This window comes from Pseudomonas sp. Irchel 3F6 (assembly GCF_900187595.1).
GTDB lineage: Bacteria > Pseudomonadota > Gammaproteobacteria > Pseudomonadales > Pseudomonadaceae > Aquipseudomonas > Aquipseudomonas siliginis.
The window spans coordinates 191,980-205,667 of the sequence record NZ_FYDP01000005.1 but is presented as its reverse complement, the minus strand read 5'-3'; the positions used below and the strand labels follow the sequence as shown (position 1 = coordinate 205,667).

Below are 13,688 nucleotides of genomic sequence, written 5' to 3'. Positions count from 1 at the left end.
CAGTATCGTCCGAGGGTTTTCGACCCTCGGCGATTTTATGAGCGACAAGAAAAAAGACACTGACTGGACTGTTGCTGAGATTGAGGCAGCGGTTGATGCCTACCTGAAGATGTTTGAGCTTGAGCGAATCGGCCAAAAATTCAACAAGGCGCATGAGAATCGCGTGCTGCGTGCATCTGCGTTGCACAACCGCACTGAAGGCTCAGTTGAATTCCGCATGCAGAACATCTCTGCCGTTTTGCTGAGAATGCATAGGGAACACATCAAAGGGTACAAGCCAGCCAGAAACGTTGGGACTAACGTTGAGCCAGCCATCCGAGCAGTGTTGATTGCCAAAGGGGTGACGCTTGGGGATCCAACGGTTGCGACTGCGGATGAAGAAGCACTAGAGCAGAGAGCTCTGGCGCTAGAGAAACTGCCTCTTGAAGACGAACCTGCGGGGATTGTGAAGCCGAAGCGCGCTCCCGCCCAAAGCACTGCATTTATACGTGACCCGAAGGTTAGAGCCTGGGTCCGTAAGAAAGCCAAAGGGATATGTGAAGGGTGCGGTGAACCGGCTCCATTCACTAAAAATGACTCTCCTTACCTTGAAGTTCATCACGTGAGGCATTTGGCGAATAAGGGTTCTGATCGAATCAGCAACGCTGTAGCTCTTTGTCCGAACTGCCATCGGCGCTGCCATCACTCGAATGACAGCAAGGAGTTCACCGAGTCGCTCTATGACAGGGTTAAACGGTTGAAGCGTGAGTACCCGAACCGAAAAACGATGTGACGAGAGGGCTTGCCCTCGCTCGGCCGTGAAATCTGGTTGATGCCATCAATCGCCAGCAGGCTGACTCCCACAGATTCCGCATCATCCTGAAAACAATCAGTGCAACCCGCGCCGCCTCCCGCTATTAATACCCCTCCCCCACTCAAGGATCCGAGCCCCACCATGAAATTCGATCTCGCCTACTGCCTCAGCCTCGACGACAAGTTGTCGATCTATGATGTTCGCGATCTCAATTTCGATGAGACGGTGGCGTTTGATTCCGCGAAGGAACACTTCCAGTGCCCCAACGATGCCTGTCGTTCGGCGTTCGAAGCTTCCAACGAGCTGGGCACGTTCAACGCCAAGAACGTGAATTACGTGCGCACGCCGCACTTCAAGAATCTGCCCACGACGCAGCATGTGGCGGGTTGTCCGTATGTGAGTTTGAAGGCGTCGGCTTCTGGCGTTGAGACGGCGGATGGCGAGGTGGATGACGGGCGTGAGGAACACTTCCCATCGGAGTTGTTACTGACCCGGCGTGAGTATGTGCGCAAGCCTGTCGCGCCAGCGGGGGCGGCGGATGTGTTGCGGGATGATCCGGTTCGGGTGGCGGCGGACAGTGGTAAAGAGTCGGTGGGTCGTGAGTCGGCGCCGGACAAGACCAGTGTGTTTGCGCATCCGGTGGAGTGTTTTGTTTCCAACTTCGCCGACAAGGATTTGCTCAAGCGCATGCCGTTGAAGATTGGTGAGCATACGGCGCCGTATAGTTCGTTCTTCAAGAAGATCGAGTATCTGACGGACAACAAGGGGCTGATCTACTGGGGGCGGATCAAGAAGATCGAGGACTTCCACAGTGCCAGTTTTCGTATCGATTTCGAGGATAAGGTCTGGTTCAAGAAGCCCGAAGACAGCAAGAAAAAGCCGTATCCGGTCAGCGTTTATCTGAACAAGAAGCTGATCGACAACTACCGCAAGCGCAAGGCGTTTCTGGAAGAGATCAAGCACGCGGTGGATAGCGACAAGGCGTTGTTCTGTTTCTTCTATGGCGTAACGCCGGAGCTGAAGCAGGTGCCCGGCAAGAAGAACCCCGAAAAACCTTTCGAGGTCTTCAATGCCAATATCGAGAACCTGGATCACTTCATTATTCGTGAAGCGCCGGGGTTGGAATGAGGGGACATGGGGTTGTTACTCAACCTATGAGTGCATCATGCCCCGGCTTAATCATTCGAATTTTGCCTCTCATACTCTTCCCTAAAAGCCTTGCGCTCCATCTCCGCTATTTCCCGCGCGACTTGATGCCGACGCTCTTTCGCAGCATGCAGCTGGACATCATCGAGAAAGCAATAATGGCGCAGCCAGTGAAGCGTCATTTCCTCGTCCGGGAAGTAGTAGGACTTGGCTCCCTTGCTGTTTCTTGGCGTGTCGTTCATTTGTTCGTCGAAAACCATCGCCGTGACTTCATTGGGTGGTAAGCAACCCGTTCCAGCGACCTTGTCTCGAAAACACCAGGCAATTTCATCAATGTGTTTTTGCGCGCTGCGATGGCCGCGCCGATAGAATCGCTGGTGCTCACAAGTCTGTTGCATCCGCGCCAACATCACCTCGGGGTCTAGCCATTGTCCGAGGCCATGGTTTTGGGCATTGATCATCAGGCCATTCACCCAACGCTCGGTGAAGCGCAGAACGAACTCGTGATCATCGGCCTTTTTGGCATCGGCCAGGATCACGCAATAGCGGGTTTTGATGTGCAGGACCAACAACGCATGTTTGCGCTGCACAGTGATCGCATGAACCAACCACTGTTCGTCCGCGCCGTTCAGCTCATCATCCTCAATAACTGATGACGGCGGTTTGGTGTCCACCGGCGTGATCGTTTTGCCTTTATGGACACGGCTGAAAAACTTACTGGCGGCTTCGGTGCAATTGAAGATCAACATCGTGGTTCTCTGCTGAAGACTGGAGGACAACGCTCTGCCGCTGATTCTGATTTCTTTCGCCTGCGCCAATCAACGATTCATTTGAGCGAAATGCTCAGCAGCACCACGATCAGCAAACCAATATAGATCCAGGCATGCAGCCGATCCGGTATCCGCCCTATCCACCGCGCAGCCAATCTGATCCCCAGCAACGAACCAACCGTCAGCAGCGCAAACGCCAGCACATCGACATACCCGATATACCAAACTCCCAGATCAGACTCAGTGAACCCGGCCAGCGCCATGTACGTCAGTGTGCCGGCCAGCGCTACCGGCAAGCTGAGCGGGTTGGCCATGGAGGTCGCTTGCGACATGCTCAGCCCGCAACGGCGTAGCAGAGGCACGGTCATGACGCTTCCTCCTACACCGAGAAACGTCGCGATGGCGCCGATGCCTACGCCGCCGGCGGATGTTTCCGTCGTGGTCAGTCGCCGTGGGATTGTCGTCTGGGACTGGGTGAGAAATCCGCGACGCAGCAGGCAATCGACGATGGTCAGGCCCAGGTAGGCGATGAAGGCGTAGCGGATCACTTCGCCGCTGACCCACATCGCAGCGATGGCGCCGACGATCGCGCCCACGCCGATAAACCCGCCCAATGGCCAGAGGTATTCCCGGAGCAGATTGCCAGCGCGCTGGTGTTTGCGTGTGGCGATCAGGGCGTTGACGACCATCACGCAGGTCGAGGTGGCCACGGCGATGTGCATGGCCGATTGCGCGATGGGGTCGTCGGCTGGGTGGCTGGCGGTGAGCATGCGATAGAGCAGCGGCACGATGACGAAGCCGCCGCCGAAACCGAAGAGCACGGCGCTGATGCCGGTGAGGCAACCGAACAGCGTAAGCAGGAGGTAGAACATGGTGGGCGTCCAGGATCGGGGGAGCCCAGGACATTAGAGCGTGATGCACTGGCCGGCTTCAGTAGTTGGGCCAATAATGTTCGCATTTACGCCAATCGCTGGAACACGCCTGATGCGCAATATTTCGATCAATCAGCTCGATGATACGCCTCGCCCGGTCGTGGCCATCGGTACCGATTATTCCCACGGCCACCTACTCCCGTTTCATACGCATCGCCGTGGGCAATTGCTCTACGGCGCCACGGGCGTGATGCAGGTCAGCACCCGGAACGGTAACTGGGTGGTGCCGCCGCAGCGCGCGGTGTGGATTCCGCCGGGCGTGGCCCATGAGGTATTGATGCTCGGGGTGAGCACGCGCAGCGTGTATATCGAGCCGGGAAACGTGGAATTTGGGCCGGACTGCCAAGTGCTCAACGTGTCGCCGCTGCTGCGGCATCTACTGATGGAAGCGGTGGACGTGCCACTGATGTACGACCAGGCCGGACGCGACGGTGTGCTGATCAACTTGCTGTTGCATGAACTGGCACGCAGCGCGCCCCTTGCCCTACACATTCCCATGCCCGCCGAAGGAAAGCTCCTCAGTCTGTGTCAGACCTTTCTGAACATGCCCAATACCCATCAATCCCCGCAGGATTGGGCCGATCAGTTACACATAAGCTTGCGTACCTTTAACAGATTGTTTCGGCAGCAGACCGGGCTCAGCTTTCGTCAGTGGCGCCAGCAGGCGTGCGTCGTGCAGGCGTTGGCACGGTTGGCGGCGGGGGAAGCGGTGACGCGGATTGCCCTGGACTTCGGCTACGAGAGCCCGGCGGCGTTTTCGACGATGTTTCGGCGTGTGCTGGGACAGGCACCGTCCGTCTGGTTGGAGCCGACGAACTAGGCAAATTTGAAAAATGCGTTTGATCCCAGCCTAAAACAACTGTACAAAAACACAGTACATTTTCAATCAGCACTTTTGAGCCCGGAGCACACCATGGCCTCTCTTGCGATGAACCACGTCCTCGAACGCATTGCCCTTTTCCAGTTCACCCCGACCCACTGCGTCCAGGCCCGCGCCATGCTGGGCTGGAGCGTTGAACAACTGTCGCGCGAGGCCGAGGTGGCGGTGGCAGATATCCAGCGGTTCGAAGCGCAGCAGGAAGTGGCGGACGCCGCGAGACTGGCACTGGCTTATCGGTTTGAAGCGCAGGGGTTGGTGTTCTTTCCGGGGTTCGCACCGGGGCGCAGTGTCAGGGCGCAGGGTATGGCAGGGGAATCGGTGGGGCGTGGGGATTTTGCGATGGCCGAATAAGGAGCGCTAAGGATGGACATCGAAAGAAGCACGGGCAACGTCTACGCAGATTTGGGACTGCAGGGTGCAGCTGAAATGCTGATCAAATCGGGATATGCGACAAAAATGGCCGCGTTGATCAAGACTGCCAACCTGAACGAATCTGAAGCGGCGCAAATTACTGGCATCACCTTGGAAACACTAAGTCAGATACTTCGTGGAAAATTCAGGGATTTGTCAGTCGCTACGATGGAGGATTACCACCGGCGAATGAAGGAAATAGGAATCTGATTCATCCGGTTCGCACCGAGGCGAACCGGATGAAATCGTCAGGCGTTCTGCACTAGCGCCTCCCCCTCCTCTTCAACCGCCATCCACCACGCACTCCCCCGTTGTGGATGCGCAATGTTGAACGCCTCCCCCATTCGCGGTGTGGTAATCGCAATACTGCGTTCCCATGCAAGCGCAAGGATGCGGTCAAAAGGTTCGTGCCAGGCGTGCATGGCCAGGTCGAAGGTGCCGTTGTGGATCGGGAAGAGCCAGCGGCCCTTGAGGTCGATGTGGGCTTGCAGGGTTTCTTCCGGTTGCATGTGCACGTGCGGCCATTCGACGTTGTAGGCGCCGGTTTCCATCAGGGTCAGGTCGAACGGACCGTACTGTTCGCCGATGCGTTTGAAGCCATCGAAGTAACCGCTGTCGCCGCTGAAGAAGATTCGTGTGTCGGCGTCGATCATCACCCAGGACGCCCACAGCGTGCTGTTACCGTCGAACAGGCCACGGCCGGAGAAGTGCTGCGATGGGGTTGCGATGAAGCGGATACCGGCGATTTCGGTGCCCTGCCACCAGTCGTACTGGCGCACCTTGCTGGCGTCGATGCCCCATTTGATCAGGGTGTCGCCCACGCCCAGCGGAGTCAGGAAGTAAGTGGTTTTGGCGGCGAGTTTGAGTACCGCTTGGTAGTCGAGATGGTCGTAATGGTTGTGCGAGAGGATCACCGCTTCGATCGGTGGCAGTTCGTCGATGCTGATCGGTGGCTTATGAAAACGTTTCGGACCCGCCCATTGCACCGGCGAGGCGCGCTCGGCGAACACCGGGTCGGTGATCCAGAATTTGTCGCGCATCTTCAACAACAGCGTCCAGTGCCCCAAGCGGTAAACGCTGTGATTGGGCGCTGCGAGCAGATCTTCACGGGTCAACGGTTGCACAGGGATGGCGGCGGTCGGACGGGTATTGCGCGGTTTGTGGAAAATCATGCTCCACATGATCCGCAGCATTTTGCGTAGCCCTTCGCGCTGCACCGGCGCATGATTGCGAAACAGCCCTTGATCCTGGCGCGAGGCTTCAGGCGTGGGAGTGTTATCCGGGAGTGAGACTGGATTGGCCATGACTGAACGACTCCGAAAAACCGTGTGCTGCACGGTATTCCACGGGAAATGAAAATGGCCAAGCTGCACGCAAGGGCCAAACGCTCTGGTTTGTAAGGTGCGAGGATTAACGCAACATTACACTGAGCGGTGTAGTTTCTAGGTTGCATCAAAGCCGACGCCAAGTAAACTGCCGAGTGTAATTTCATTCCTCTCTGCCGAAGCCCGCTCATGACCGCTCCACAACGCCTCACTGACCGCAAACGCGAAGCCATCATCCAGGCGGCGATCGCCGAATTCCGTGCCCACGGGTTCGAAATCACCAGCATGGACAAGATCGCCGCCACGGCCGGCGTGTCGAAGCGGACGGTGTACAACCACTTCCCGAGCAAGGAAGAGCTGTTCGCCGAGATCCTTAATCAGTTGTGGGCGCGGATCATTGCCGAGCCGTCGGTGAGCTACGACCGCGAGCAACCGCTGCATGAGCAGTTGCGCCTGATGCTGCGAGAAAAAGTGCAGATGATGGCTGACGAGAATTTTCTCACCCTCGCCCGGGTGGCGATTGCCGCGACCATTCATTCCCCCGAACGTGCGCAGAACATGATCGAGCGCATGGGCGAGCGCGAGGAAGGCCTGACCGTCTGGATACGCGCGGCGCAAGCCGACGGACGGCTCAAGCCGGTGGATCCAGAATTTGCCGCGCATCAAGTGCAAGGTTTGCTCAAGGCATTCGCGTTCTGGCCGCAGATCTCGCTGGGTCGCGCGGCCCTTGATCCAGACGCGCAGAATGCAGTTGCCGAGTCGGCGCTGGAGATGTTCCTGGCACTGTATCAGCGGTGAATCACCGTCTCGTCGAGCCGTGTACAACTAATTTCGTAAAAAGTTATACAACCTCGCGAAAAATTCCTTTCTTGTACAACTTTATTAAGTTTTGTATAAGTAGCCATCTGCCAGTAACGGAACGTTGGCATTGAGCAGTCACCACCGAATGCCGCCTGTGCATTTCGGTTTGCCGGCGCAGGAATAGGGACTGAATCCTTTAGATTTCCCCCACTTCCCGAGTACCGCAAGCATGTTTTTCAATCGCCAGAAAGCCGCCCTCGCTGAACTGCAACACACCGTTTTTGACCAGGCCGCGATGCTGGAAGCGATCAACCGCTCGATGGCGGTGATCGAGTTCGATCTTGATGGCGTGGTGTTGCGTGCCAATGACAATTTCCTCAAGACCATGGGTTACACGGCTGCCCAGGCGATCGGCCAGCCGCATCGGCATTTCTGCACACCTGAGTTCGGTCGCAGTGCCCAATACACTGAGCTGTGGTCGCGCCTGAAAAACGGTCAGTTCCAGTCCGGCACCTTTGAACGGGTCGACAGCAAGGGCCAGCCGATCTGGCTGGAGGCCAGTTACAACCCGATCAAGGATGCGTCGGGACGGGTGATCAAAGTGGTCAAGTACGCGATGGATGTCACCGCCAAGGTGCAGCAGGAGAACGAGGCCAACGCCAAGCTGCAGGCGATCGATCGCGCGATGGCGGTGATCGAGTTCGATCTCGACGGCAACATTCTTACCGCCAACCAGAATTTTCTCACGCGCATGGGTTACAGCCTCGCAGAGCTCAAGGGCCAGCATCACCGCCTGTTCTGCACTCCGGCGCTGGTCAACAGCGGCGCCTATCAGGATTTCTGGCGGCGCCTGAATCAGGGCGAGTTCTTCCACGGACAGTTCGAGCGCGTGGATAAGCGCGGTCAGATCGTCTGGCTGGAGGCCAACTACAACCCGGTATATGACGCTTCGGGGCGCTTGTACAAAGTCGTGAAGTTCGCGTCTGACGTCACCGCTCGTGTCGAGCAGCACGAGCAGGACGCGCGCAGTGCCAGCACCGCTTACCACATCTCGGTAGCAACGCGAAAAGTCGCCGAGCAAGGTACGCAAGTGATTCAACAGGCTGCCAGCGAAATGCGCGAAATCGCCGAGGACATCAGCCAGTCCTCAACGCTGATCGCGCAACTGGGCGACCGCTCCGAGCAGATCACCGCCATCGTCAACACCATCCGCGCGATCGCCGATCAGACTAATCTGCTCGCCCTCAACGCGGCCATCGAGGCGGCACGCGCCGGTGAACAGGGTCGCGGCTTTGCCGTGGTCGCCGATGAAGTGCGGCAACTGGCAGCGCGCACCAGCGGCTCTACTGCCGAGATCTCGAACATGATCAGTCTGATCCAGAGTGAAACGCGGCAAGCGATCAAAAGCATGCAAGGCACCCGTGACCGCGCCGCAGAAGGCGTGGAATTGGCCAATCAGGCCGGCACGGTGATTCTGCAGATTCGCGACGGCGCCAGTGAGGCGGTGGATGCGGTGAGCATGTTTGCCAATGAACGGGTGCCGAATTGAGGTTTGTGCAGGGTCGATAGGACGAGTCGCAACCTTCGTGGGCAGCCCGCGAAGGTCGGCCGCCACCACGCAGAGCTATAGTGACGACACGTCCCAAGCCCCGCCGAGTGCCCCATGAATAACGAAAAACCCGGAATATCCAACGCTCCCATCGATCACCTGCGCTTCCACCGCCCCCACGCCCACCTGAATACGACCTTCGGCAACGATGCCTTCGCCCTGCGCGCCGAAGCCTTTGCGCGGTTCTTCGGCACGCCGCTGTTCCTTGGCGCGCAAACCTTGATCGTTGCGGTATGGATCGGCCTCAACGTATGGGGCGTGACTCAATTCGACGTTTACCCGTTCATCCTGCTGAACCTGGCCTTCAGCCTGCAGGCGGCCTACGCCGCGCCATTGATCCTGCTTGCACAAACCCGTCAGGCCGCGCGCGACAAAGCGCAGGCCGACGCCGATGCGCAGCACCGCGAAGCTCTGGCATTGGCCAATACCGAACGTCAGGCAGAGGCGGCGAAGAATTCCGCGCAATTGCTGGCATTGCTGGAACAAAACACCCGCCTCACCGAAATGACGAAAACCCTCACCGAACGCATCGAAGGACTGACCAGCGAATTGCACGCTCACGTGTGCCAGAACTAAGGTCGCCTTCGCGAGCAGGCTCGCTCCCACCTTGGATCTGTGGCGTTCACGAAATCCCTGTGGGAGCGAGCCTGCTCGCGAAGAGGCCCGCAACCACACAGCAAAACTTCAACCGCGCACCAGACTCCGCACCGCAACAATCTCCGGCACTTCAACCTTGCTCATGTAAACCCGCAACGGCTCGGTGATGTTGATGCGGTCGTCGATGTGTTGATCGAGCAGCAACTGAATCAACTCGCGCTTGAGCGTCATGGTGGTGTCCGACAGCGGTGCCCAGACGAATTCACTGGCCGGGATGATGCCGTCGTCGGCCACGTCCATGCCGAACGAATCTTCGCTGAAGCGCACGATGTATTGGCCGGTCTTGCGATTGAGGCCGACGAAGCCTTTGAGATCGTCGGCGGCCTGGCAGATGAGTTGGGAGGTGATGCGCATGGTAAACCTCACGAAAGATGATCGATGGTTTACACGCAGGGCAATGTAGCGGCGCGCCCTCTGCCGGGGCATATGCCGTGGGCAAGCGTACTGCAAACAGCGCCACAAAAGTGCAGGAAATTTCCGTTTTGCTCGCTTTATGTCGGTCTGGCGATAGCCCTGCGGCGCGTCAATTGTTAAAAGGTACGTCTCGAAAAAAACCTGCGAAAGGAACTCGACCATGCCTGCCACTTTTACCCGAAGCGCTCTGGTGCTGAGTCTGTTGTTCGGCCTCGGTCAGGCGCATGCCGCCAGCCACCCCGAGCCCAAGGCAATCGCTGCCGCCCATGGCATTCCGCATCCGGCGGTGATTGCCCACCGTGGCGCGTCGTTCGATGCCCCGGAATCCACCGCTGCGGCCTACAAACTGGCCCGTGACCTCGGCGCCGATTACCTGGAAATGGATTTGCAGCGCAGCAAGGACGGCGTGCTCTTCGCCCTGCACGACGACAACCTGCAACGCACCACCGACGTTGCCAGCAAATTCCCCGAGCGCAAGGACAGCCCGGCCACCGCGTTCACCATGGCCGAACTGAAAACCCTCGATGCCGGCAGCTGGTTCAACACTAAATACCCGGATCGCGCGCGACCTTCCTACGCCGGACTGAAAATTCTTACCCTCGATGAAATCATCGACATCGCCCGCGCCAACCCGCAGCACAAGCCGGGCCTGTACATCGAAACCAAAGAGCCGCAGCTGTTTCCCGGCATCGAACATGACCTGAAGGAAAAACTGCAGGATCGCGGCTGGCTCAGTCCGGCCGGCTCGAAACTGGCGAAAAGTGCGCTGGGCGTCGGTCAGGGCAAAGGCAAGGTGATCCTGCAGACCTTCGATAAGAACAGCCTGCAATTGCTGGAAAAGGAGATGCCGCAAGTGCCGAAGATCCTGCTGTTGTGGGTCGGCGAAGGCAGCATCGAGCCTAAATCTGCGGTGACGTTTGCCGCGTCCGGCGAGAAAGACAAAAACGTTTTCTACGGCAAGCAGGAACCGAAGTCAGAAGCGGAATTCAAGCAATGGGTCGATTACGCCAAGGCCCAGGGCGCGATCGGCACCGGCCCTTCGGCGAAGCTGACTCATGGTGGTGATCAGAGCTATTCCGACCTGGTGCAACCGTGGATGAATCAGTACACCCACGATCAGGGCATGCTGGTGCACGTTTATACGGTCGACGAGCCGGTGGACTACGAAAAAGTCATGGCAGCGGGTGTTGACGGCATCTTTACCAACCGCGCCAGTGAACTGTTGAAGTTTTATAAGCGTCCGGCGGCTGGCAGCATTGACGATGTTTTGAAGAAGAACGGTTTCTGACTTGTTATCGAGTCGCCTGCTTCACGATCAGGCTCGCTCCCGCAAAGAGCAGTTTTATCGCGGAGCAGAGATTTAAGGGTGAATTAAGTTGCGCTGGTTAATCTGAACCCACTTACACAGATCAACCACTTCAACGCACTGCCAAGGAATGAACCGATGAAAACTTTGACTGCCCTGTTTACCGCCTCTGCCCTGACCCTCACCGCTGGCCTGGCTCAGGCTGATGTTCGCATCGACCAGATCCCGCAACTGGTCAAGGACGGCAAGATCAAGTCGCTGGAATCGATGAACGCCGAAGCACTGAAACTGCACCCGGGCGCAACGATTACCGACACCGACCTGGATAACCACTTCAATGGTTATGAGTATGAAGTTGAACTTAAAACTGCTGACGGCAAAGAGTTCGACGTGGACTTTGATGCCACCACCGGTAAAGTGCTGAGCGACAAGCAAGACACTTGATAGACCACTGTTAAAGAGCCGCACGATTTAACGATCGTGCGGCTTTTTTGTGGTTGCGGATTGAGGCGCAAACTTTGTGTGGTCTGTGAAATCGATCCCCCTCACCCCAGCCCTCTCCCCCAAGGGGGCGAGGGGGAAAGGGAGCAGATCGGGGAAATTTCGGAGCCTGAGTTCGCCTCAAAATTAAAAAGCCATCACAAACGACTACCAGCCTGAGTACGCCTCGGCATTTCAGGTCGGCGAATCTCGAACAATCAACACGGTCAGTCCCCTCTCCCTCCGGGAGAGGGTTAGGGTGAGGGGCTGACAAACCACCACCCAAAATCAAGCACTCAACCGCGCCGTCACCTCATTCAACTGCCCCGACAACCCATGCAGATTCTGACTGGCACTTTCGGTGCGCTGCACGTTGTCCAGGTTGGCGCTGGCAATCGCGGTGATTTCAGTGAGGTTGCGCGAGATATCCTCGGCCACCGACGTCTGCTCTTCTGCCGCTGTGGCGATCTGCCGGTTCATGTCGCGAATCGCCTCCACCGCCAAGGTGATGCGCTCCAGCATCGCGCCGGCCTGGGTGACTTGCTCGACACTTTCATCACTGCGCGCCTGGCCGCTCTCGATAGCCTGCGCGGCATCGACAGCGCCGGTCTGCACGTTCTGAATGATCTGGTTGATCTCGATGATCGACTCCGCCGTGCGCTGAGCGAGGTTGCGCACCTCATCGGCGACGACGGCAAAACCGCGCCCGGCCTCGCCCGCCCGCGCCGCTTCGATGGCCGCGTTGAGCGCCAGCAAGTTGGTCTGTTCGGCGATGCCACGAATCACTTCCAGCACCTTGCCGATACGACCGCTGTCGGTTTCCAGGCGACGAATCACCGTGGCGGTGTTGGCGATTTCGCCGCGCATCTGCGTGATCGAGCAAATGGTGGTCTGCATGACCTTTTCACCCTGCTGCGCCGACTGATCGGCATCGTCAGCGGCACGCGCGGCATCGGCGGCATGACGGGCGACTTCCTGGGCCGTGGCGGACATTTCATTCATCGCCGTGGCCACTTGATCAGTGCGGTTGAATTGCTCGCTGGTGCCGCCGGCCATGGTCGTGGCAATGGCGTTCAACTCGCCGCTGGCGCTGTCCAGATCACCGGCGCTGCGTTGCAAGCGAGTGAAGGTGTCCGCCAGAAAATCGCGCAGAGTGTTCGCTGCGGCGGCGAGGTTGCCCAGCTCATCGCGACGCTCGCTGACAACACGTTCAGCCAACTGGCCACGGCTCAAGCGGGTGACGTAATCGATGAGTTTGCGGATCGGCTCGATCAGGTTGCGGCTGACCAGCCACAGGCTCAGCAGACCGATCAACAAGCCTGACGCGAGCATCACCAACAGGCCCAGCCACACGGTGCGGTCAGCGCTGGCGCTGATCAATGCCGACTGCGCGGTGCCCTGCTCGCGCAGTTCGGCAACCAGTGCGCTCATCTGCTCGCTGGTGGCGCGATCAACGCCTTTGACAGCTGCGTCGCCGGCGCTCGGATCACCGCCGGCAGCCACGTAGGCATCGCGGCCTTTCTGGTAGGCAGTACCCAACTGGCGATGCTCGTCGCGCAAGCGTTCGATGCGGGATTTGAGATTGGCCTCGATGCCTTTCTGGCCGGCCAGTTCGCCGAGAATGTTCTGCACGTCGCGCTGACGCTCTTCGAACTGGCTCCAGTATTTCGCCAGATCCGCCGGTTGCTTGCCGCGCAGCAGAACGTTTTTCCATTCCTGCACCTGCACCTTGAATTGCAGGTTGGCTTCATCGATCAGTTGCGAAGTGTGCAACGGGCCGGCGATCAACTGGCTATAGCTTTGCACGCCGTTGGAGAGGAAATGAAAGCAGGCCAGCGCGATCAACAATATCGCCAGCAGACTGCCGCTCAACAGGGCGAGAATTTGCGCTCTCAGGGATTTTTGCAGCATTGCAAGGTACTCGAAGCAGGGATGAGGCACGCCCGAACGGACGTGAAAAATGGCCGGACTTCCCTGTCGACGCACCATGGCCATAGGCCAATGGCGCGCAACCTAACTCACCTGAGATCGGCATGCCAGAGCCTTCCTTGAGAAACTTCCGACAGCCGGTAACGCTTTGATTTGCAGTCATTTTGCTGTCACAAAACGGTCATGTGAGCTTGCGATGATGCCGCTCCGGTGAACCTGAAAATCCTGCCCCAGA

General features: G+C 58.0%; 15 protein-coding genes. 10 read left to right on the top strand and 5 right to left on the bottom strand.

What is annotated here, in order from left to right; translation table 11 throughout:
• The first annotated feature begins 37 nt into the window (after window positions 1-37).
• Complete coding sequence (locus CKW30_RS18280; RefSeq protein WP_095181518.1) at window positions 38-772, top strand: HNH endonuclease; 735 nt, start codon at window positions 38-40, stop codon at window positions 770-772.
• 162 nt (window positions 773-934) lie between these two features.
• The gene (locus CKW30_RS18275) at window positions 935-1,921 is read left to right on the top strand and encodes a hypothetical protein (protein WP_095181517.1); all 987 of its coding nucleotides are present in this window, start codon (window positions 935-937) and stop codon (window positions 1,919-1,921) included.
• 47 nt (window positions 1,922-1,968) lie between these two features.
• On the opposite strand, the gene CKW30_RS18270 is transcribed toward CKW30_RS18275, so the two are convergent.
• Together CKW30_RS18270 and CKW30_RS18265 are read right to left on the bottom strand one after the other, a co-directional pair.
• Window positions 1,969-2,688 (bottom strand): hypothetical protein, encoded by a 720-nt coding sequence (locus tag CKW30_RS18270; protein ID WP_095181634.1) that lies wholly within the window; start codon window positions 2,686-2,688, stop codon window positions 1,969-1,971.
• 77 nt (window positions 2,689-2,765) lie between these two features.
• Window positions 2,766-3,581 (bottom strand): sulfite exporter TauE/SafE family protein, encoded by an 816-nt coding sequence (locus tag CKW30_RS18265; protein WP_095181516.1) that lies wholly within the window; start codon window positions 3,579-3,581, stop codon window positions 2,766-2,768.
• Window positions 3,582-3,693: 112 nt separating this feature from the next.
• Here CKW30_RS18265 and CKW30_RS18260 point away from each other — a divergent pair, with 112 nt between their 5' ends.
• The 3 genes from CKW30_RS18260 to CKW30_RS18250 all read left to right on the top strand — a co-directional run bounded on the left by CKW30_RS18260 (window position 3,694) and on the right by CKW30_RS18250 (window position 5,142).
• Window positions 3,694-4,461, top strand: a complete 768-nt coding sequence (locus CKW30_RS18260) for a helix-turn-helix domain-containing protein (protein WP_095181515.1) — start codon at window positions 3,694-3,696, stop codon at window positions 4,459-4,461.
• Window positions 4,462-4,554: 93 nt separating this feature from the next.
• The gene (locus tag CKW30_RS18255; protein ID WP_095181514.1) at window positions 4,555-4,872 is read left to right on the top strand and encodes a hypothetical protein; all 318 of its coding nucleotides are present in this window, start codon (window positions 4,555-4,557) and stop codon (window positions 4,870-4,872) included.
• Between the two features lie 12 nt (window positions 4,873-4,884).
• Window positions 4,885-5,142: a helix-turn-helix domain-containing protein gene (locus CKW30_RS18250; RefSeq protein ID WP_095181513.1), complete on the top strand. Its 258-nt coding sequence runs from the start codon at window positions 4,885-4,887 to the stop codon at window positions 5,140-5,142.
• 38 nt (window positions 5,143-5,180) lie between these two features.
• On the opposite strand, the gene CKW30_RS18245 is transcribed toward CKW30_RS18250, so the two are convergent.
• Window positions 5,181-6,236 (bottom strand): MBL fold metallo-hydrolase, encoded by a 1,056-nt coding sequence (locus tag CKW30_RS18245; RefSeq protein ID WP_095181512.1) that lies wholly within the window; start codon window positions 6,234-6,236, stop codon window positions 5,181-5,183.
• 210 nt (window positions 6,237-6,446) lie between these two features.
• On the opposite strand from CKW30_RS18245, the gene CKW30_RS18240 reads away from it, so the two are divergent.
• The 3 genes from CKW30_RS18240 (at window position 6,447) to CKW30_RS18230 (ending at window position 9,243) form a co-directional block, all read left to right on the top strand.
• A complete protein-coding gene (locus CKW30_RS18240; RefSeq protein ID WP_016773570.1) occupies window positions 6,447-7,055 on the top strand; it encodes a TetR/AcrR family transcriptional regulator in 609 nt (202 codons plus the stop codon).
• A 232-nt stretch (window positions 7,056-7,287) separates the two neighbouring features.
• A complete protein-coding gene (locus tag CKW30_RS18235) occupies window positions 7,288-8,607 on the top strand; it encodes a PAS domain-containing methyl-accepting chemotaxis protein (RefSeq protein WP_056788027.1) in 1,320 nt (439 codons plus the stop codon).
• 114 nt (window positions 8,608-8,721) lie between these two features.
• The gene (locus CKW30_RS18230; protein WP_095181511.1) at window positions 8,722-9,243 is read left to right on the top strand and encodes a DUF1003 domain-containing protein; all 522 of its coding nucleotides are present in this window, start codon (window positions 8,722-8,724) and stop codon (window positions 9,241-9,243) included.
• A 108-nt stretch (window positions 9,244-9,351) separates the two neighbouring features.
• Here CKW30_RS18230 and CKW30_RS18225 read toward each other — a convergent pair whose 3' ends face one another.
• Window positions 9,352-9,678, bottom strand: a complete 327-nt coding sequence (locus CKW30_RS18225; protein ID WP_095181510.1) for a DUF2025 family protein — start codon at window positions 9,676-9,678, stop codon at window positions 9,352-9,354.
• Window positions 9,679-9,898: 220 nt separating this feature from the next.
• Between CKW30_RS18225 and CKW30_RS18220 the strand changes: the two genes are divergently transcribed.
• Both CKW30_RS18220 and CKW30_RS18215 read left to right on the top strand, forming a co-directional pair.
• Complete coding sequence (locus CKW30_RS18220) at window positions 9,899-11,026, top strand: glycerophosphodiester phosphodiesterase (RefSeq protein WP_041479218.1); 1,128 nt, start codon at window positions 9,899-9,901, stop codon at window positions 11,024-11,026.
• A gap of 156 nt (window positions 11,027-11,182) precedes the next feature.
• On the top strand, window positions 11,183-11,488 hold the full coding sequence (locus CKW30_RS18215; RefSeq protein WP_095181509.1) for a PepSY domain-containing protein: 306 nt from the start codon (window positions 11,183-11,185) through the stop codon (window positions 11,486-11,488).
• Between the two features lie 324 nt (window positions 11,489-11,812).
• Here CKW30_RS18215 and CKW30_RS18210 read toward each other — a convergent pair whose 3' ends face one another.
• Window positions 11,813-13,435: a methyl-accepting chemotaxis protein gene (locus CKW30_RS18210; protein ID WP_095181508.1), complete on the bottom strand. Its 1,623-nt coding sequence runs from the start codon at window positions 13,433-13,435 to the stop codon at window positions 11,813-11,815.
• Between the last annotated feature and the right edge of the window lie 253 nt (window positions 13,436-13,688).